General features: G+C 51.1%; 18 protein-coding genes. 4 read left to right on the forward strand and 14 right to left on the reverse strand.

Going from position 1 to position 20,346, the window contains the following annotated elements:
- Positions 1 to 7 precede the first annotated feature (7 nt).
- The 4 genes from CRG97_RS31245 (at position 8) to CRG97_RS31260 (ending at position 5,211) form a co-directional block, all read left to right on the forward strand.
- Positions 8 to 778 (forward strand): ABC transporter permease, encoded by a 771-nt coding sequence (locus CRG97_RS31245; protein ID WP_098749368.1) that lies wholly within the window; start codon positions 8 to 10, stop codon positions 776 to 778.
- Positions 779 to 1,109: 331 nt separating this feature from the next.
- Complete coding sequence (gene serS, locus CRG97_RS31250; protein ID WP_098749369.1) at positions 1,110 to 2,411, forward strand: serine--tRNA ligase; 1,302 nt, start codon at positions 1,110 to 1,112, stop codon at positions 2,409 to 2,411.
- A 614-nt stretch (positions 2,412 to 3,025) separates the two neighbouring features.
- Positions 3,026 to 4,063 (forward strand): LLM class flavin-dependent oxidoreductase, encoded by a 1,038-nt coding sequence (locus tag CRG97_RS31255; protein ID WP_098749370.1) that lies wholly within the window; start codon positions 3,026 to 3,028, stop codon positions 4,061 to 4,063.
- A 143-nt stretch (positions 4,064 to 4,206) separates the two neighbouring features.
- Entirely contained in the window at positions 4,207 to 5,211 is a 1,005-nt protein-coding gene (locus CRG97_RS31260; RefSeq protein WP_098749371.1) for a serine hydrolase domain-containing protein, read from the forward strand.
- 115 nt (positions 5,212 to 5,326) lie between these two features.
- Here CRG97_RS31260 and CRG97_RS31265 read toward each other — a convergent pair whose 3' ends face one another.
- The 14 genes from CRG97_RS31265 to CRG97_RS31325 form a co-directional block, all read right to left on the reverse strand.
- Positions 5,327 to 6,085, reverse strand: a complete 759-nt coding sequence (locus CRG97_RS31265; protein WP_098749372.1) for an SDR family NAD(P)-dependent oxidoreductase — start codon at positions 6,083 to 6,085, stop codon at positions 5,327 to 5,329.
- Between the two features lie 104 nt (positions 6,086 to 6,189).
- A complete protein-coding gene (locus CRG97_RS31270; protein WP_098749373.1) occupies positions 6,190 to 6,942 on the reverse strand; it encodes an SDR family NAD(P)-dependent oxidoreductase in 753 nt (250 codons plus the stop codon).
- A 19-nt stretch (positions 6,943 to 6,961) separates the two neighbouring features.
- The gene (locus CRG97_RS31275; protein ID WP_237566628.1) at positions 6,962 to 7,426 is read right to left on the reverse strand and encodes a MarR family winged helix-turn-helix transcriptional regulator; all 465 of its coding nucleotides are present in this window, start codon (positions 7,424 to 7,426) and stop codon (positions 6,962 to 6,964) included.
- A 282-nt stretch (positions 7,427 to 7,708) separates the two neighbouring features.
- Positions 7,709 to 7,861 carry a beta-xylosidase family glycoside hydrolase gene (locus tag CRG97_RS33140; RefSeq protein ID WP_161952979.1) on the reverse strand — a complete coding sequence of 51 codons (153 nt, stop codon included), beginning with the start codon at positions 7,859 to 7,861 and terminating at the stop codon, positions 7,709 to 7,711.
- A gap of 74 nt (positions 7,862 to 7,935) precedes the next feature.
- The gene (locus CRG97_RS31280; RefSeq protein WP_098749374.1) at positions 7,936 to 8,577 is read right to left on the reverse strand and encodes a nitrite reductase; all 642 of its coding nucleotides are present in this window, start codon (positions 8,575 to 8,577) and stop codon (positions 7,936 to 7,938) included.
- Between the two features lie 87 nt (positions 8,578 to 8,664).
- Complete coding sequence (locus tag CRG97_RS31285; RefSeq protein ID WP_098749375.1) at positions 8,665 to 11,097, reverse strand: heavy metal translocating P-type ATPase; 2,433 nt, start codon at positions 11,095 to 11,097, stop codon at positions 8,665 to 8,667.
- A gap of 36 nt (positions 11,098 to 11,133) precedes the next feature.
- Positions 11,134 to 11,334 (reverse strand): cation transporter, encoded by a 201-nt coding sequence (locus tag CRG97_RS31290; protein ID WP_071218723.1) that lies wholly within the window; start codon positions 11,332 to 11,334, stop codon positions 11,134 to 11,136.
- Between the two features lie 288 nt (positions 11,335 to 11,622).
- Positions 11,623 to 11,946 (reverse strand): metal-sensitive transcriptional regulator, encoded by a 324-nt coding sequence (locus CRG97_RS31295; protein WP_098749376.1) that lies wholly within the window; start codon positions 11,944 to 11,946, stop codon positions 11,623 to 11,625.
- 107 nt (positions 11,947 to 12,053) lie between these two features.
- Positions 12,054 to 12,602, reverse strand: coding sequence for a hypothetical protein (locus CRG97_RS31300; protein WP_098749377.1), 549 nt, complete (start codon positions 12,600 to 12,602; stop codon positions 12,054 to 12,056).
- A gap of 208 nt (positions 12,603 to 12,810) precedes the next feature.
- Entirely contained in the window at positions 12,811 to 14,913 is a 2,103-nt protein-coding gene (locus tag CRG97_RS31305; protein WP_098749378.1) for an alpha-glucuronidase family glycosyl hydrolase, read from the reverse strand.
- A gap of 197 nt (positions 14,914 to 15,110) precedes the next feature.
- Positions 15,111 to 16,127 (reverse strand): endo-1,4-beta-xylanase, encoded by a 1,017-nt coding sequence (locus tag CRG97_RS31310; RefSeq protein ID WP_098749379.1) that lies wholly within the window; start codon positions 16,125 to 16,127, stop codon positions 15,111 to 15,113.
- A 171-nt stretch (positions 16,128 to 16,298) separates the two neighbouring features.
- Positions 16,299 to 17,234: a carbohydrate ABC transporter permease gene (locus tag CRG97_RS31315; protein ID WP_098749380.1), complete on the reverse strand. Its 936-nt coding sequence runs from the start codon at positions 17,232 to 17,234 to the stop codon at positions 16,299 to 16,301.
- Between the two features lie 52 nt (positions 17,235 to 17,286).
- Positions 17,287 to 18,150: an ABC transporter permease gene (locus CRG97_RS31320; protein ID WP_228469025.1), complete on the reverse strand. Its 864-nt coding sequence runs from the start codon at positions 18,148 to 18,150 to the stop codon at positions 17,287 to 17,289.
- A gap of 284 nt (positions 18,151 to 18,434) precedes the next feature.
- Positions 18,435 to 20,120: an ABC transporter substrate-binding protein gene (locus tag CRG97_RS31325; protein WP_098749382.1), complete on the reverse strand. Its 1,686-nt coding sequence runs from the start codon at positions 20,118 to 20,120 to the stop codon at positions 18,435 to 18,437.
- Positions 20,121 to 20,346 lie beyond the last annotated feature (226 nt).

Here is a 20,346-nt window from a genome sequence, read left to right on the forward strand (position 1 = left end):
TATATATATGCGGATCATTATGATCACCATGCTGCGGAGCATGTTCCGCGACACCCATACCCTGGTCTGGAACATCGTTTTTCCCATTGCCATGCTGATCGGATTGGGACTATATTTCAACGACGCAGCCTATTCTCACCGACTCCTCGCGGGCGTGCTGACAACGAACATTTTGTTTGGGGCCACGATGGTTACCGCCTTTAACGTCATGGCCCAACGAAACCGCGGCATCTATAAACTGCTGCGGGTAACACCTTTTCGCACTGTCTCGTTCATTACCGCAATGACAGGGGCACGAACCGTGCTGGCACTGCTCGTAAGCGTGTGCGTCATCCTCACGAGTCTATTTATGCTCGAGGTGAAGCTAAGCCTGACAGGGCTTGCGCTGATGCTGCTTGTTCTTCTGATCGGCACCATTTGTTTTACCGCACTCGGTTTTCTGGCAGCCAACCTGTCTCGGGACGAGAACAATGTCAACATGATCTCGAACCTGATAAGCTTTCCGATGCTGCTGACAAGTGAGGCCTTCTATTCATTAGAACATGCACCCGCATGGGTCGTCATCCTGGGTCAGCTGCAGCCGTTCCATTACCTGGTCGATGCCATGTCCATTGCCGTTTCTCCGCAAGGCGATACCTCCGGCATCTGGATGCCCCTCATGATTCTTGCGGGCTTCACGGTCCTTATCCTCGGCGCAGCTGCATGGACCTTCCGCTGGGATGCGGAGCAGCCTGCCGGATGGAAGCGGGCAGCTGCGAAGAAAGCTGCGTCGATGTAACGGCGTACAAAAATCCGATGAGCCCCTTGTATAAAAGACACCTCATGCGGTATACTGAACAACAATATTAACATCAGGCCGATGAAGAGCTTCCAACTCCGAGGCGTTCTCGTCAAGGGGATCCGATCCTATATTCGATCAGACATCCCCCTAAGTTAACCGGACCCGCCCGTTACCGCGGAATCAAAGTGGATTGAACACGGACCAACCTGTTTCGTAATTAGGTTACGGTTCAATCAATTTGGGTGGCACCGCGAGCGCATAAGCGTCCCTCGTCCCATATGGACTAGGACGCTTTTTTATTTTTTTCAGAAGAAGGAGCGCGGTGATTATGCTAGATATGAAATGGATCCGAGAGAGCACAGAGAATCAGGAAGAACTGCAGCGAGTGGCTGACCAGAAAGGCATCGCCCTGTCGGTTGCCGAACTTGTCCGGCTGGATGACCAGCGCCGGACACTGCTATTGGCCGTGGAGAGATTGCGGCAGCAGCGCAATGCCATCTCGCAGGAGATCAGCACGTTCGTGCGACAAGGTAAACAGGAAGAAGCCGAGCGGACGAAACAGCAGGTCAAGGACATCAACGATCAGTTGGGCAAGCAGGAAGCGTTATACCGGGAGGTTGACGACGCCTACAACAAGCTGCTCATCCTTGTACCGAATATCGTTTCGCCGGATACGCCGATCGGAGCTTCGGATGAGGACAATGTAGAGATCAGACGGGTTGGCGAGCCCACCGTGTTTGATTATGAATACAGGGATCATGTCACGCTCGGCGAATTGCACCGGATGATCGACATTCCCCGCGGCGTCAAAACCGCCGGCACGCGCAGCTACTACCTGACCGGCATCGGCGCCATGCTGCATCGGGCCGTTCAGCAGCTTGCGGTGGATATGCTGGTCGCTAAGGGTTTTACCCTTATGGACGTACCGTTAACCGTTAGGACGGAGGCCATGCAGAATACAGCCTTCTTCCCGCTTGGTCAGGATCAGGCTTTTCAAATTATGGAGCAAGATAAGTGGCTCGTCGGTACGTCGGAAGTGCCGTTGGTATCGTTCTATAGCGGTGAAGTCGTCGATGTGGCGCAGCCGATTCGCCTGGCAGCAGCATCGCTGTGCTTCCGGAGCGAGGTCGGCTCGGGCGGCCGGGACGTCCAGGGCCTGTATCGGGTGCATCAGTTCGCGAAGGTGGAACAGGTCGTGCTTTGCGAGGCCAGCACGGAAGCATCGGAGCAGCTTCTGCAAGAGATCACAGCCAATGCAGAGGAGCTGCTACAGAAGCTCGAATTGCCTTACCGTGTCGTTGCCGTCTGTACCGGGGATATGTCGCAGAAAACGTACAAGCAATACGACATCGAGACATGGATGCCAAGCCGTGGGGCTTATGGGGAGACCCACTCGTCGTCGAATCTGCTCGACTTTCAGGCGCGTCGCTCGAACATCCGCTACCGGGACGCGGAAGGCAAGCTGCGCTACTGCCATACCCTGAACAACACGGCCGTGGCTTCGCCGCGAATTCTCATCCCGCTGCTGGAGAACCACCAGCAGACCGATGGTTCGATCCTCATTCCAAAGGCGCTCAGACCATACATGAACGGGATGGATCGGATTGAGCCTCCAAGTGAAACAAAATGAACAAAACCAACATAATCTGAACATTCGACAGCGCAGCCATCAAGGCTGCGTTGTTTTGCTATTATTACCTTCTTAACGAAGAGCTTGCCAAAGCTCCGTCATAAATGCACCGAATGGGATTCACCGATAATTAGATCAGAATAAAAGGCATATATTATATGGAGCAGCTATATAACACAAGAAAACGTTCCTCTTAATGCGGTCTGGCTTCTGTGAAGGTTCTTCGATGTACATTTTTCTTTAGATTATCGAAGCTATAAATTTTCAACGAGGCTGAACCATTCGATAATCGCAAGAAAAATTTCCTCTACATGCGGCCTGGCTTCTCTGATGGTTCTTCGATGTACATTTTTCTTTAGATTATCGAAGCTATATGTTTTCAGCGAAGCTGAACCATTCGATAATCGCAAGAAAAATTTCCTCTTAATGCGGTCTGGCTTCTCTGATGATTCTTCGATGTACATTTTTCTTATGGATTAAGTAGGTATATAATGTTCGTTATATAGGGATATCAACTATCGATAATAGAGTTCATATTTTTCAGCATCCAGACGGATGTCTTCTCCCTATATAAAAACTTACCGTGCCGCGCACGAATAAGGAGGTCAACCCATATGACAGAACCCCATCTTGATCATACAGCGCCCAAAACGCTTCGCGATATCCCTATTTCCATCCTGGATCTCGCCCCGATTACAGCGGGCAGCACCGCTGCACAGTCGCTGCGGAATACACTCGATCTGGCCCAGCATGCCGAGAAGTGGGGGTATAACCGCTACTGGCTTGCCGAACACCACAATATGCCGGGGATTGCCAGCTCGGCTACTTCGGTCGTCATTGGACATGTCGCCGGGGGCACGAGCAAAATCCGCGTCGGATCCGGCGGCATTATGCTGCCGAACCACGCTCCGCTGGTCATAGCCGAGCAGTTCGGTACCCTCGAATCGTTGTATCCCGGCCGGATTGATCTCGGTCTTGGCCGTGCGCCGGGATCGGATCAGCTCACATCCCGGGCACTCCGCCGCGGTCCGGGCAGCGACGGGCAGGATTTCCCGGATCGCCTCGGCGAGCTGCGGAATTACTTCCAGCCCACCTCAGGCTCGTCCATGCGTATCCGGGCGATTCCCGGTGAAGGCCTACATGTACCGATCTGGCTGCTCGGCTCCAGCGGTTTCAGTGCGCAGCTGGCAGGCCAGCTGGGGCTTCCGTTCTCTTTTGCGAGCCACTTTGCTCCGGATTATCTGATGGCCGCGCTCGATCTGTACCGTACCAGCTTCCGCCCTTCATCCGAGCTGAGTAAGCCTTATGCCATGATCGGCGTGAACGTGATCTGTGCCGACACGGATGAGGAAGCGCAGCGCTTGGCTACCTCGCCATATCAGCAGTTCCTGAACATCATCCGCGGCCGTACCGGCCAGCTGAGTCCCCCGGTGGACAGCATGGATGATCTGTGGAACCTGCAGGAGCAGGCCATCGTGAAGCGCCAGCTCAGCTTCTCCGCCATCGGCAGCCCTGCAACCGTCCGCGCGCAGCTGGAGCAGTTCCAGCAGTCAACGAACGCGGACGAGATCATTGTCGCTGCCGCCATCTACGATCATGAGGCGCGCCTGCGTTCTTATGAGCTGCTGGCGGATGTCGTCGGCATCAAATAAGAGAATCCGTTAAAATACTTGTTAACAAGCAAAACTAAGACCTATCCGCCGATGTTGGAGCAGATAGGTCTTTTTCCATATCTTGCTGAGTTCCATAATTATCCTTATGATGAAGGTATACTAATCAGTGGAGGGATAAGGGTTTGAGTAATACACAGGAACGGATTGATACCTATTTGAATTCACTTGCCCAAGATCGTAAATTCAGCGGTTCCGTTTTGGCTTCAAAGCAAGACTCTATTTTGTTCAAAGGCGGCTGTGGCAAAGCCAATATTGAGCTCGATGTAGACAACACACCTGAAACCGTCTTTCGAATCGGATCTATAACAAAGACCATTACCGCACTAGGCGTAGCACAGCTCATTGAACAGGGGAAGCTATCTTTTGACGATTACATAGGCAAGTATTTTCCGTACCAAAAGGATGGGGACCGTATTACAATCCATCACCTGTTAACTCATACATCCGGCATTACCAACTATACCGAGAAGGCTAATTTATTTGACTGGGCCTCATTACCATCAAATACGGAGGAATTATTGAATCGATTTTCTAGCATAGATCTAAATTACGAACCCGGTGAAAAGTATCAGTATTCCAATTCCGGATACGCCCTTCTCGGAGCTCTGATTGAACAAGTATCAGACCAAAGTTATGGCTCCTACATCGAGGATCATATATTCAACCCTCTGGGCATGGTCAATACAAGGTTAGATGACCCACAAGAAATTATCCCGCTGCGAGCGTCTGGCTACGAGATCGGTACTAATGAAAAATTGATGAATAGCTATAACATTCACCCCTCCAATGCCTATGCCGCTGGAGGAATCATCTCCACCGTCGAGGATTTATATCTGTGGGACCAAGCCTTGTACACCAACAAGCTGCTCCCTCAGCATCTTATTAATTATATGCTCACACCTCATAAGGGCGATCATGATTATTCATATGGTTGCGGCTGGATCATTCAAGATACTCCCTATGGAACGATGACAGGCCATACGGGCGGCATTCCCGGATTTACTTCCATTCTTATGAGATTCCCATCAACCAAGGTCACCGTCATTGTGCTAAGTAATATGTTTCAGGACGTGGTGCATGTTAGGCAGCATATTGCAGGGATCTTGCATTCAAACACCGCTGTCTAATCTGCATAGAACGTGTCAAGTACCGCTGCCTCGACAGCAATATATAAAGCTAACCCAAAAAGACCAGTCAAACCCGGTATTCCGGTGCTTGACTGGTCTTTTTTTCCTTTATATATTACAGCGTCAATCCGCCATCAATCGTAACCAGCGAGCCTGTCATGTAGCTGGAGCCCGGGGAGGCCAGGAAAGCAACCACGTTCGCGATTTCATCCGCCTCAGCCGGACGTCCCATCCGCATGTTGCCCACTTCCTCAGGCACGTAGCCGCCTTCCATGAAGGACTTGGCCACCGCTGCCGTAAGCGGCGTCTGAACGCCGCCCGGACAAATCGCGTTCACGCGAATGCCCTGCTTCACGTATTCCAGCGCTGCCCCCTTCGTCAAGCCCACCACCGCATGCTTGCTTGCCGAATAAGCAGCCGCACTGTGCTCGCTGCGGATACCCGCCGTGGAAGCGGTATTAACGATATGTCCGCTGCCCTGCTCCTTCATGACTTTCAGTACATACTTCATACCGAGGAAAGCGCCCTTGACGTTCACGGACATTTGACGGTCAAATTCATTCTCGTCGATGTCGTCCAGCATCGAGAACTTCTGCACGATGCCTGCATTGTTGAAGAAGAAATCGATTCTGCCGTAAGCTTCAACCGCCTTGTTCACATAGTTCTGAACATCCTCGGTTTTTGTTACATCCGCTTGCACGAAGATTCCCTCTCCGCCCTGTTCCTTGATCAAACGCAGCGTTTCTTCGCCGGCTTCCTTGTTGAAGTCAACGAGCACTACCGTTGCACCGTTCTCGGCCAATTTCAAGCTGCTGGCTCTGCCGATCCCGCTGGCTGCGCCGGTAATGACAGCGATCTGTTTGTTATCGGACATGAAACAACACTCCCCTTGATGATAAGATAAATTAGGTCTGACCGAGTAGTATCACGATCATTTCTGCCGTCTATAGCCTATAGACAAGCCAATGGAAGAATGACTTACTTCGCAAAATATCCGCCATCAATCGGCAGCTCAACGCCTGTAATATAAGAAGACTCATCCGAAGCAAGGAACAATACGCCGCGAGCGATATCTTCCGCTTTGCCCAGGCGTGGAAGCGGAGTCTGGGATTGGAACCATTGCATCATTTGCTCATCCTTGAACAAGTCCACGGTCATTGGCGTTTCGATGTAGCCAGGGTGAACCGAATTACAGCGGATGTTATGCTTCGCATAGTCAACGGCTGTGGCTTTAGTCAGCATGCGTACCGCGCCTTTGCTTGCCGTGTAGGGACCAGCGCCGCTGCCGCCTGTCAGGCCGGCAATAGAGGAGATGTTGACGATGGAACCGCCCCCGGCTTCGATCATGTGCGGAATGACATATTTCTGACCAAGGAATATGCTCGTAACGTTAATCGACATCGTCTTCTCCCAGCCTTCCACCGTCAAATCCATGAACGGCGTTGCATTGGAGACACCGGCATTGTTGACCAGGATGTCGATTTTGCCGAATTTTTGAACGGTTTCGTCCACGACACGAACCCAATCTTCCTCGGAAGCTACGTTATGCTTGAATCCGATCGCTTTGCCGCCAAGCGCTTCAATCTCGGCTACGACGTCTTTGATCTTGTCTTCCTGAAGGTCCGTAATCGCAACCTTGGCTCCCTCTTGCGCAAACAAAAGAGCGTCAGCTTTACCCATACCACCTGCTGCACCCGTAATGATTGCTACTTTATTGTCTAATCTCCCCATGAGAATACCTCCTGATATATTAGTCGTTAGTTTGGCTATCTTCATTGGACTGCCCGATCTTAAGCTGCAGATGTTCAATCATCTTCTCGTATGAAGCGATCAACACATCCATCTCCTGATCCGAGAAATCCGACCATAAGCCTTCATTCAAATCACGGTACTTCGCAATCATCCGGGCTTCAACTTCACGGCCCTGCTCCGTAATCTTAAGATAGACCTGACGCCTGTCCTCGCTTGACGCCACCCGTTCAATATAACCCTTGCTGACCAGCTTGTTGCTCAAGTTCGTTACAGCCGAAAGCGTAACATTCAAGGCATTGGCAAAATACGAGCTGGTCTGCTGCCCCTCATACGCCAAGGTCTGAAGCACGTAGTATTGGGGGCCGGTCAAATCATTGTCCAGAATCTTGGCATAGTTCGCCACAAGCGTCATCATCTGACGGGCCACCATGTTAGATAATTGTTCCCGCTTATCCAGTTTCATCACCTCGATGTACAACGAAGTACTTACGAATATATTACAAATTTAAATAGTTAAAAGCTTTTAACAATCTAAATTGTATACCCTTTCACATCGCTCGTCAACCACGATAAAATGCCCAATCTGGTTGTTATTCCCACCGTCGCAAGTACGAAATGCGCTCAGAGTGGATCTCGCTTGATCGATCCTAGCAATGATCCAGTGGATAGCGCGTTCTAATCCATAGAAAAAGAGCACCCTCAGGCGCTCTTGAAAGTATATCCAACCTTGTTTGGGCGTATCCCATTATGAGAAATAGCCGGTATATTCAAAAGAATCGAAGTCGATGCTAGCCGCGCTTTCTCTGCCATTCCCGGTGGCGTAGAGACCGATCACCGCTTCGGTCAATCCGCCATTCCGATCCGACGAGACGAGGGAAGCTAATTGATGAAGCCGCACGAGGAGATCCTAATACGCGGCGTCCGCTAACAAAAAAAGGCACCACCCTAAGGTGATGCCTTCTAAGCCTTTTGTTACCCTGCCGTATCCATCCGCGCATCTAGCGTGAGTTGATGCAGCTGATCGAGCGTCATGCGATCTACGAAACGCGAGAACTTCTCTTTCTTCTTGCCGTGCTCCTGATAGACGGCGATCAACTTTAGGATAATCGGGGCCAGCAGCTTAGGCGCTACATTCTTATGCAGCGGCTTAGCCAGAGCAGCCTTCAAGCCTCTCGGCTCTCCACCTACATAGATATCATAGGTATTCCTCATCTTAATAACGGCAATATCCTTCAGCAGCGGTTCACTGGTGCCGAGCGCGCAGCCGGCGTAACCGATCTTTAGCGGATTAGGTACAGGATGATCGGCGATCGCTTCATCCAGCATCTTCGCAACATCCAGTCCCGAATCCTCCGCCCCCCGGCAGAAGTTGCAGGTGATCAGGCTCTTGGAGACAAAACCGGCAGGATGAACCTGAAGTCCGGCGGCTTCCAGCTTAGCCTTTGCTTCTTCCACCCGCTCTGCGTCCATCTCCACGTAGAGCTGTTTAAAGGTAGTCATCTCAATGCGGGCATCCTCACCCACGATGGAGCCCAATACGGACAGCTGATCCGGGCGGAACAGCGTTCCGCCCACTTCAAAGCCGGGTGTCACTGCGAATTTTTGCGTTGCCAATGTCTACACCCCCATCAAGTCGCCCTAATAATCATATCCTTGCTAGGTTGCTTCATACACTATATATGAGCGGTCAGTCTGCTTTCGTTATACCTTCATTCGCTGCAGGCGAAGGGCATTCAGCACGACCGATACAGAGCTCAGTGCCATGGCGGCCCCGGCCACCCAAGGTGCCAAAAGCCCGATGGCGGCAATCGGAATGCCAAGCGAGTTATAGCCCAGTGCCCAGAACAGGTTCTGACGGATGTTGCTCATCGTCTTGCGGCTCATGTAGATAGCATCCGGAATGCTGTTCAGGTCGCCCTTCATCAGCGTCACGTCTGCGGCTTCCATTGCCACATCCGTACCTGTACCGATAGCCATGCCGATGTCGGCAACCGCAAGGGCCGGCGCATCGTTAATGCCGTCGCCAACCATGGCGACCTTCTTGCCCTGCTGCTGGAGCTTCTTCACTTCATCCGCTTTACCTTCCGGCAGTACCTCGGCCCGCACATGGTCGATGCCAACCTGCTTCGCGATGGCCTGTGCCGTGCGTTCATTGTCACCGGTAATCATAATGACTTCGATGCCCATTTCTTTCAATCTCGCTACGGCAGCACGGGACGTCTCCTTGATCGTATCCGCCACAGCCACAAGACCCGCATATTGGCCGTCTACCGCTGTCAGCATGGCAGTCTTACCCTCGGTTTCAAGCTCTGACATTCTGCCGAGGATCGAATCAATCGGTACGTTATGCTGTGCCATCAGCTTGCGTGTGCCTACCAGCACCTCATGTCCTTCCACGCTGGCACGGATGCCGTAACCTGGAATGGCTTCAAAATGCTCGGCAGCCGGAAGCTGCGTTCCTTTTTCCTCAATCCCAGCCACAATCGCTTCAGCAAGCGGATGCTCGGAGCTCTTCTCAGCAGATCCGACCAGACGAAGGAACAGCTCTTGATCTAAGTTATTCACTTCCACATCGGTCAACTCGGGTTTACCTTTCGTGACCGTTCCTGTTTTATCCAGAATAATCGTATTGATTTTATGGGTAGACTCCAGATGCTCTCCGCCCTTGAACAGAACGCCCAGTTCTGCAGCGCGGCCCGAACCGGCCATGATCGAGGTCGGTGTAGCCAGACCCAACGCACACGGACAAGCAATAACCAGAATTGCAATGGCAATTTCTAACGATTGAGCGAAATTACCAGGTGCTACCCAGAAGTACCATACGAGGAAGGCAACAACCGCAATGCCAACCACGATCGGAACGAAGATGCCGGAGATGACATCAGCGACCCGCTGAATCGGAGCTTTGGAGCCTTGCGCTTCCTCAACCACTTTGATAATTTGGGCTAGTGCGGTCTCTTTACCCACTTTCGTCGCTTCAAGCGTCAAGCGTCCGTTCTTGTTTATGGTGGCGCCGATGACGGCGTCGCCCGCTTTTTTCTCAACCGGAATACTTTCACCAGTCAGCATCGACTCATCTACAGCCGACGTGCCTTCAACTACTTTACCGTCCACCGGGATTTTCTCACCCGGCTTTACCAATACGAGATCACCCACCAGGACTTGTTCCACTGGGATGGTCATCTCCTGACCGTCACGAACGACAAGCGCCGTTTTGGCTTGAAGACCCATCAGGGTTTTGATGGCCTCCGAGGTACGGCCTTTGGCCAGGGATTCAAACAGTTTCCCCATAATGACCAGCGTGATTAGAACCGCACTTGTTTCATAGTACATTTCGGGCCCATGGTGTACATTTGCTCCGGCAGCGGCCCAATCGATCGTTAAATACAGACTATAGAAATAAGCTGCCGACGTACCGAGTGCGACCAGAACGTCCATATTGGCGCTTTTGTTACGGAGAGCCTTATAGGCTCCCACATAGAACTGTTTTCCGATAAAAAACTGTACCGGCGTTGCCAGGATCAGCTGGAACCAAGGGTTCATGAACAGATCCGGCATCCAGATCCAGGAGGTGAAGGAGAAATGGCTCACCATGGCCCAGAGCAGCGGCAGCGACAGTATCGCCGACAGGAGCAGCTTCCGCTTTTGCTTGGTGATGGCCTCCTTGCGGTGACCTTCCTGATCAAGCGTCTCCTGTTTGGAAACCGCCTGATACCCGAGCTTCTCCACACGCTGTTGAATATCGCTAAGGCTTACCTCTGCGGGATTGAATTCCACCCGGGCCGTCTCCAGTGCAAAATTGACGTTGGCCTGATTAACACCTGGCATCTTGCTTACCACTTTCTCGATTTTCGAAGCACAAGCGGCGCAGTACATGCCAATCAGCTGCAGGTCCACGGTTTCCTTTGCCGTTCCGTAACCCAGCTTTTCAATTTTCTCTTCCATCTGCTGGACGGAAACCACATTCGGATCAAATGTAACCGACGCTTTTTCCAGCGCAAAATTCACATTCGCTTCCTGGACGCCTTCCATTTTATTTAGGCCCTTCTCAATCCGATTCGCACAGGCGGCACATGTCATACCCGTTAACTGCAGCGACGTTTTCTTCTGTTCCAATGTTGTTCCTGCTCCCATCTTCTCCTCACCCCTCTTCATCCTCGTGCCGTTTGGTTAAACTACGTTATATCCTTGTTCCTCGATAATTTCTTTGATTTTATCCAAATTGACTTTGCCTGCGTCATATTTGACGGAGACCGTGCCTGCCTTCAAATCCACATGACCCTCGATGTTCTCATTCTTTAAAGCTCCCTCAATGGAATTCACGCAATGCATGCAAGACATACCTTCTACTTTTATTGTTACCTGTTCCATGTTCAATCTCTCCTTTAGGTTATAGATTATTTTGAGCAGCCCTTCAAAGACATGCCCTGAATCCGTTTTGAATGTGTTGTTCTCGTTTCTTAGTGTTAGTATACCCCCCTACCCTATATTTAGTCAATGGTTTTTCTCGCTTTTTCAAAAAATTATTGCCCGTACTATGATTTAACCGCATAACCGTGCGGTATTCTTCACCTTAAATAAACACTAACTGCCACCTTTAGAAGGTGGCAGTTCCATGGATACTCGTCATAACCAGACCGTCTCCAGCCAGGAATCTCATTATTTCATTAACTTGTTCATGGTTGTTAACAACTCGGTTATAACCTCGTCGTCACCTTCCTGCAGGCGCTCCACCACACAGCTCTTCATATGATGCTCAAGCAGCAATTTGCTGACGCCGTTCAAGGCCGACTGAATCGAGGAGATCTGGTTTAATACATCGTCACAGTACGTATCCTTCTCAATTAAGCCCTTTACGCCGCGAATCTGTCCTTCTATCCGGTTCAACCGGCTGACGAGGTTACTTTTCGTTTTGTCGGAATGATGGCTCTTCCGTTCGCTGGTCACTGCGCATGCATCATGTACATGGTTCTCGGTTGTCATACCCATTCCCCCCTTGATCACGTTACTTCTTCTTATCCTAACCTATTCTTATTATACCATATAGCCCCCCACCCTATAAAGCCCGGATTATGGAACGGGGTTGCGGATTATTTGCCATAAGACAAATATTGGCTATCAAAGAACAATAGGGTATCCGCATGCCCATCGGAATTAAACATGGATGTAAAGACAAAAATATGCAGCGCTTCTTCTTCTGATTCGGGAGAGTTCTTCTCAAGGAACTTGCCTCTTTTATCGTCATAGATATACTCCAAGAGGTCATTCGTCTGATTTGGCACATATTGTTCTCCATACAGTTCCCGGATCTCGCCAATCTGCATGCCTATTTCGGCATCGCGCGTTGTTTTATATTGTCCTTTCGATTCTTCCTCCATCCTGATCGCAACAACGGCATCATCTCTGTAGAACACCGCGATCCCGGAATCGTAGTCAAATACACCCCTGGCATGCTCTTGTCCCGTGCCAAGCACTTCTTCAGCATCCGCACGATTCATGCCGTAGTATACCTTTTGGCCATTATCTATACGCACGATCCCCATGTCTTCTTTGGTAAACTTCTCCGTTGGCTCATCGCCGCCACTACAGCCTCCTAAGACCAGGATCAATAATATCAACAAGCAGAAGTATCTAATCATATAATCCTCCTCTGATTTTTTGCCAAGATTTTACCATATAAAGCATTACAAAGGGCACTATTTTTACCTGAGGAGCATGTCATCAAAAGTACATACTCATAGAAAGGTTCGGCATTCGAAAAGTATCCAGCCATAAAAAAAAGATGCCCCATCAGATACACAGCCTGATGGGGCCCCCCCTATTTTTGCGTTCCATTATAAAATGAACTTAATAAATCGTCCGCCCCTGCTCATCCGGCACGCCGGATTTACGGAAGAAATACGTGTTGATCACATCCCGCCAATGCTTCGCATGCGCAGCCTGATCAGTCAGCCGCTCCGTCACTTGAACGAAACGTTCCGGATCGACTTTATCCTCTAGCGAGGCCCATGCGTCGAGCAGTCCAGCTGCCGCTTCCGCCCCATCAAAATGCGTGTCATAAATATGCTGAATCATCGTTTTACCGGATTTCAATACATGGGAATACGGCACATGATGGAAGAACAGCAGCAGCTCGTCAGGACAATCCGCCAGTGAATCATATCGAGCCCTATTCGGCCCGAAATACTGCGCGGTATAGCCTGTGCCCGACGCCATCGTGCGGTCGACGCCCATCCCGTCCCGATCCGCAAAATGGTACGTACCCCACCTTGAATATTCATAGCCGTCCACATCTGGACCGTAATGCGTGTGCGGCGTAATCATCCAGCCCACACCGAGAGGAGAGGTGTAGCTTTCATAGATCGGCCACGATTGCATCAACATGTCGCATACCGTGTCGACCACCGTGTCGTCATTGCCGAAGGTTAACCTCGTCCATTCTTCCGCGATCCCCTCGGAGGGCAATTCCGGATCCCAGATCAGACGTCCGAAGCCATACAGATTCGCCTGTGCCAAGGTGTGACCCGTCCAGTTCTCATCATTTCCGATGTTGGAAACGGCAGCGATCCCGCTGTATTTCATGCCGTGCAGGGAACCATTCACGATCTTCTTCACCTCGGACCCCGCCCCATTCGCATAGGTATCGAAATCTAGCACCTCTTTCCACTGCGGCACCAGATAGCATACGTGACGCTGCTGTCCGGTATATTCCTGGGCGGCCTGGAACTCGAGCACTTGATTGGTCTCTTTCAAGCTGCCAAACAGCGGTGACACCGGCTCCCGCACTTGAAAATCCATCGGCCCGTTCTTAATCTGCAGCAGCACATTGTCCTTAAACCTGCCGTCCAGCGGGGTAAAATGATCATAGGCTGCCCGTGCGCGGTCTGTGCTGCGGTCGCGCCAATCCTGCATGCAGTTGTAGACGAAGCAACGCCAGATGACGAGCCCGCCATGCGGCTCCAAGGCTTCGGCCAGCATATTGGCGCCATCGGCATGGTCCCTGCCATAGGCAAACGGGCCGGGGCGATGCTCCGAATCCGCCTTCACCAGGAAGCCGCCGAAGTCCGGGATATGATCGTAAATCTCATCCGCCGTATCCTTCCACCACTGCCGAACCTCTTCGTTCAGCGGATCGGAGGTCGATACGCCGCCGATATGCAGCGGAGCCGCAAAGTTAATGCCCAAGTACAGTGTAATGCCATATTCCCGGAAGATATCCGCGATCTTCGCAATCGTCGGCAAATATTCCGCGGTAATGAACTTCGTCTCGATCTCATGCACATTGACGTTATTAATGGAGATGGCATTCAGGCCCACGGAAGCCAACAGGCGGGCGTAGTCTCTTACGCGATCCAGATTTTCGGTGAACCGTCCGTTCTCGTAAAAAATCGAGTTACCTGAGTATCCGCGTTCCACCGAGCCGTCGGCATTGTCCCATTGGTTGATCATCCGGAGTACGTTCACTGGCTGCTCGATCACGTTCAATCCGGCTAACGGTTGGTGGGAGGCCAGCAATCTCAATAAATGAAACACCCCATATAATACGCCTTTACCGGATCCACCGATCAATACCAGCTTCTCCTGCTGCCCTTGGATTGAATGCTCCAGTTGAAAGCCTTCTGCGCCTAGCTGGGCTGCCATCCGGCCCCTATCTCCATCTGAGCCGTCCCCGCCTGAGCCGACCCCATCCAATTCCCCCATGCCGGTTTCGGCTGACGTCGAAATGCGCACCTCGAAGTAAGATGAGACCGGTGCCTCGGACGTGATGACCGGTACAATACCCAGCATGGATTGGCACGCCCGCTTCAGTTCCTCAATGGCGGCGTTCGCAACCCGCGACTGCTGCAGGTCCGCAACAATCGTGCCGAGCAGCCGGCCGTATCCGGCAGCAAGCTCCTGGTCCTTGATGGGCGCATACTGCAGCCACGCTTTATATAAAGTGCTGTTCAATGTCAGTTCCTCCTTTTTTGGCCAAAAATCAGTGCCATCTCTTCGGATTGCCGTTGTCTTAACCCCTTTTTCCCGCCAGGGCCAAAATACAAGTTGCCGGCCACAAGGACCGGCAACATGACAAGCTGACGGCAGCCTTAACCCTTATATTGCTTCGTATTTGATTAGGATGAAGGCTTGATCCGCACCATGACGGATTACACCTTAACCGTACGCTCCACCAACCGGTGAAACGCCGGTTTCGGCTGATGCCGCTCATCGAACAGGAAGGGCCAATTCTTCCGTCCCCGTACCGGGAAATTGTCCAGCCAAGTGTAATCGTCGGCTGCGCCCCAGAAGGTAATGGACGTAATATGTTCCCTGTACTCCTTCAGAATGCCGAACATCGCCTCGTACCGCTTGGCTTGAGCCTCTAGAAGCTCTTCCGGCGCTTCGGTCAGATCCTTCCGCTTGTCGTCAAACCGGAACATCGACACATCGAGCTCCGTGAGCTGAAGCTGCAGGCCGAGCGATGCATACTTCTCGATCGCGGCGCGGATATCGTCAAGATCCGGATCGTACAGATTCCAGTGTGCCTGCAATCCTACGCCGTGGATCGGCGTTCCTTGATCCAGCAGCGACTTGACCAGCGTATGGATTTTGTCCCGCTTGTTCGGATGGGACTCATTGTAATCGTTATAGAATAACAGCGCGGACGAGTCGGCTTCATGCGCATACTCGAATGCCTTGGAGATAAACTCGGGACCGGCAATGTCCAGCCACTTGGATGGACGAAGCAGCTCGGCGCCTTCATCGGCTATTACCTCGTTGACGACGTCCCAGGCGTAAATGTCGTCCTTGTACCGCTTTACGACCGTGTCGGTATGCGACTTTAGCCGTTCGTACAGCGTGGATTTATCCACCAGGTTCCCGTTCTTGTCTTCGAACAGCCAGTCGGTTGTTTGGTTATGCCATACCAGCGTATGGCCGCGCATCTTCATTCCATGCTTGCGGGCGAAAGCAGCAAGCCGGTCCGCATCCTCGAACGTATACGTATCCTCCGCCGGATGCACGCTGACAAACTTCATTTCATTTTCCGCCGTGATGCTGTTGAAATGATAGGATAGCAATTCCTCCTGCGTTTCGATCGTCCGCGGGCTCACGGCCGCTCCAATGAGAAAGTCATCCGCAAACATTTCCTTCAGCCTGGGTTCACTTCGTTGCGTGTTAGACATACGCAATCCCTCCTTGAATTTAGAGATCATAGCAAGATTGATGGTTTATGATCATGATACAACGACATCGGTTGGTCGATAGCAGCCATCCAAGCATGCTCGCTCCAGACCATGCACCGTGCGTACAGGGAGCCGTGCACACGATGTACTTATTTGGTGGCTCCCGCAGGTTTACCCTTTCACCCCGCCAAGGGTCATCCCTTGCACGAAGTATTTTTGCAGGAACGGATACACCAGAATGATCGGCACGCTGGCCACAATGGTCATCGTTGCCCGAATGGAGGTCGGCGTGACCTGATTTGCGCCGCTCTCGGAGCTTGCAAACTGGCTTGCGTAATCGTTGCCGGAGTTCAGCGAGGAGTTCGAATTCTGGAGTATTTTCATCAGCTCATACTGCAGGGTGCTAAGCTCGCTGTATGAAGAGTTGTACAAGAATACGTCAAACCAGGAGTTCCACTGGGATACCGCCGTAAACAGCGATACCGTAGCAAGCACGGGCACGCATAGCGGAAGCACGATTTTCATGAAAGTCGTGAATTCGCCGGCGCCGTCGATTCGGGCCGATTCCAGAATTCCCTCAGGCAGTCCTTCAATAAAGGAACGGATGACGATCACGTTAAACACGCCGATCAGGCCCGGAATGATGTACACCGAGAAGGTGCCCAGCATGCCCAATTCGCGAATCAGCAGAAAGTTCGGAATCAAACCGCCGCTGAAATACATGGTTAAGATGAAAACAATCGATACGAATTTGCGCAGCACATATTCCGGACGGCTGATCGTATAGGCGACCATGGCACAGCAGAATACCGAGGTAATCGTTCCGATCACCGTACGCAGAACCGAGATGAAGGTAGCGTGAAATATCGTGGCTTCGTTAAATACATATTTATAATTCTCCCACGTGAAATCCCGCGGCCATAAATAAATGCCGCCTTTCACCGAATCCGTCGCATGGTTGAAGGATACCGCGAGCGTATTGATGAACGGGTATAACGTGATAATCATGAGACAGATCATAAACACCATGTTAAAGGTATCGAATAACCGGTCCGCAGGAGACTTGAACCGGGCATGAGCTCGTGGTGAATCTGAAATCTTCGCCATATGAATCCTCCTGTACGTTTTCTGATAGAGAACGGTCCTCGCAAGCTTTCGCTTAGAACAATCGATCTTCGCCCAGTCTCTTCGCGATATGGTTGGCCGTGAACAAGAGTATGAAGCTGACGACCGTCTTAAACATACCGGCTGCAATCGAGAGCGAGAAGTTGCCCATCTGAATACCGTATTTCAGCACGAAAATATCCAGGTTCTCGGAATAATCCACGTTCATGCCATTACCAAGCAAATATTGCGGTTCAAAACCGGACTCAAGCAGGTTGCCGATATTCATAATCAACAGGATGATGAATACCGGTTTCAGACCCGGCAAGGTGATGTTCCAGATCCGTTGAAAGCGTCCAGCGCCATCGATTTCCGCGGCCTCGTACTGCGAGGGATCGATCATCGTCATGGCAGCCAAATATATTATGGTGTTCCAGCCGACATTCTTCCATACTTCCGAAACACCGAGTATTCCCCAGAAATATTCCCCTTCCCCAAGCCAAAGGATCGGTTCCTTAATGATCCCGAACCACATGAGGAGTTCATTGATAATCCCGCCGTCTGCGGACAGGGCCGTCGAAATAATGCTCGCAGCCACAACCCAAGAGATGAAATGGGGCAAATAACTGATCGTCTGCACGACTCGTTTGAACATCAAATTACGCAGCTCATTGAGTAGAATCGCTAACACAATTGCCGTCACAAAACCTAAGACGAGGTTGATAAAACTCATGGCGAGCGTGTTGCGCATGACCCGGAGGAAGTGTTCGTCCTGAAACAGGAAGGTAAAATGCTGCAAGCCCACCCATTCCTGATCGAAAATCTTCTTGGCCGGTTTAAAATCCTGAAACGCGATGGTCCAGCCCCATAAAGGCATGTACTTAAAGACAAACAACCATATCAAAAAAGGAATCGACATGAAGACCAGCGCCTTCTGTTGCAGCAGCTTCTGGAAGAAGCCTTTTTCGCCTGTTGGCGGTTTATCGTTTAATCCAGTATCGTTTTTTCGTTGTTTACTGAAGAAACCTTTCGATACCGCCGGCGTTTCGCGTAACGCCGTAGTCTCTGCAGGTCCAATCGGGTTCGCCTTATCCACGGTTTCTTCTCCTTCCTATCCAGCCCATACCATTATGCTGTTATAGAAGAGGAGGGACGGATACAACCATTTTGTGTGGTCCGCCCCTGATCACTCTCCTTCATCTATTATTGTCCCTGGACATTTGCGATTTTCTTAGCTACTTCCTCGGTGATCAGATCCTCATATCCCTTCACATCCAGCTTGCTGAACTCAGCCACGTATTCATTCCAGATGCCGTCAAACTGCGCAGGGTTTGCAAGAACCAGTTTCGGGAAGTATTTACGCTGCAAATCGCTTTTCTTCTGCGTGAAGATTTGGGCCGGTGAGCCCTGGTCAATCGGAATGCTCCAAGCCGGGTACCATGGACGGTCGTCCGGTGCGGCAAACAACTGCGAGAAGGAATCGATGTCGTATGCCTCCAGCAATTTCTTGTCCGGTTCGGAGTAGGACATTTTGGCAACCTCAGGCTGACGTCCTGCACCCACGGAATTACCGTCAGGAAGCGTAGAACCGTTGCCGTAACGAGGCCAGTTGTATTCAAAGTACTTGAAGCCGAACGACTCGCGGAAGGCTTCCGTATTGGTCTGTGCAATCTGCTCTTCCGTACGGTAGAATCGTCCATTCTCATCGACGGAATACGTCTCGTCCTTAATGCCCCAGTTCGACAGAATCTGGTTCTCGTCCGTAAGCAGGTTGTTGAAATACTTCACAATGCGCTCCGGATCCTTCGCGCTGACGGAGATCCCTACACCGCGGTTGTTAACAAAGGATGGTGGATCCAGATATTGATCCTTGGTATTCTCATCGTATACAATCGGCAGCGCCATATATTCGAGATCGTCGTCACCCGATTTATTGGCTGTTTCGCGCAGATTGTTCATCGCTTGGCCTACCTGCCATCTATAGTCGAAGAAGCCGAGCACCTTACCGGAAGTCAGTTTGGCAAGGTATTGATCATAATTGTCCACGAAAGAGGATTTATCGAATAGGCCTTCCGCATTCAGCTTGTTCAGCTCCTGCAGGTAACGCTTCGTAATGTCATCGTCCGCGTAATCGTTCGCTACATGGGTTTCCATGTCGATGATGATGCCACCATCGTTCGGATAGCCGGCCAAGTGCATCGGGGCATTGGTCAAGGCAAAAAATTTATCCTGCGTCGTCAGTGCCAGGTATCCGGTCAAGCCTTCCTCCGGATGTTTCTTCACGTAGTCGCGAATCAGGCCCAGGTACTCGTCGAACGTCTTGATCTTCGGATAACCCGCTTCCTTCAGGACGCGGCGTTGAATCCAGAATGCTCCTTGCTCAATATTGGGAGCCGACGTGTACTCGCCTACAACCGCGCTCAGCGGCAGGAAGTAAATGTTGCCGTCCTCAGCCTTCATGAGGTTGTAATACGGCTCGTACACGCGCTTGATGTTGGGGCCGTACTTATCGATCAGGTCATTAAGCGGAATGAAGGCTCCAGCCCCGACCAGCTTGTCGATCGAGCTCCCCGGTACAATCACATCGGGATAATCGTTACTGGCAATGAAGGTTCCCACCTTGGTGTTCTCGTCTCCTACCAGATGCTCCATTTTAAAATTCACGCCGGTTTGGTCCTCAAAAATTTTACCGATGGTGGTCTCGTTCGTATTTTTGTCTTTACCTGCTGCTGAGTTAAAGTAGGTGAAGGTGACCTTCTCTTCTTTCTTCTCGCCTTCGCCGCCGGCTGCCGGTGTGTCATCCGCTGCCTCTTTACCGCCGCCGCATGCTGCCAGAAGCGATACCATCATAACCACGGTCAGACAGCTCAGCCAAAATTTCTTGTTCATGCTCTTGACCTACCCCTTTCGGTCTCGTTTATTTGTAAGCACTTTCATTATAAGAGAGCCCATGAGCGATTTTCACCCGTCAATCTTTAGGTGATACTTAGAAAACTATAGAACCGTATCCTTTGTCGTGAAAAATGGCAGATCGGCAGTCTTCTCAACTGCACTCCTGCCGATGAACGAACAAATCCTGCTATAGTCACTCCGAACCGGAGTGCCAAGCAGGATT

Origin of the sequence: Paenibacillus sp. EZ-K15 (assembly GCF_002573715.1) — a bacterium.
Taxonomy (GTDB): Bacteria; Bacillota; Bacilli; order Paenibacillales; family Paenibacillaceae; genus Paenibacillus_AQ.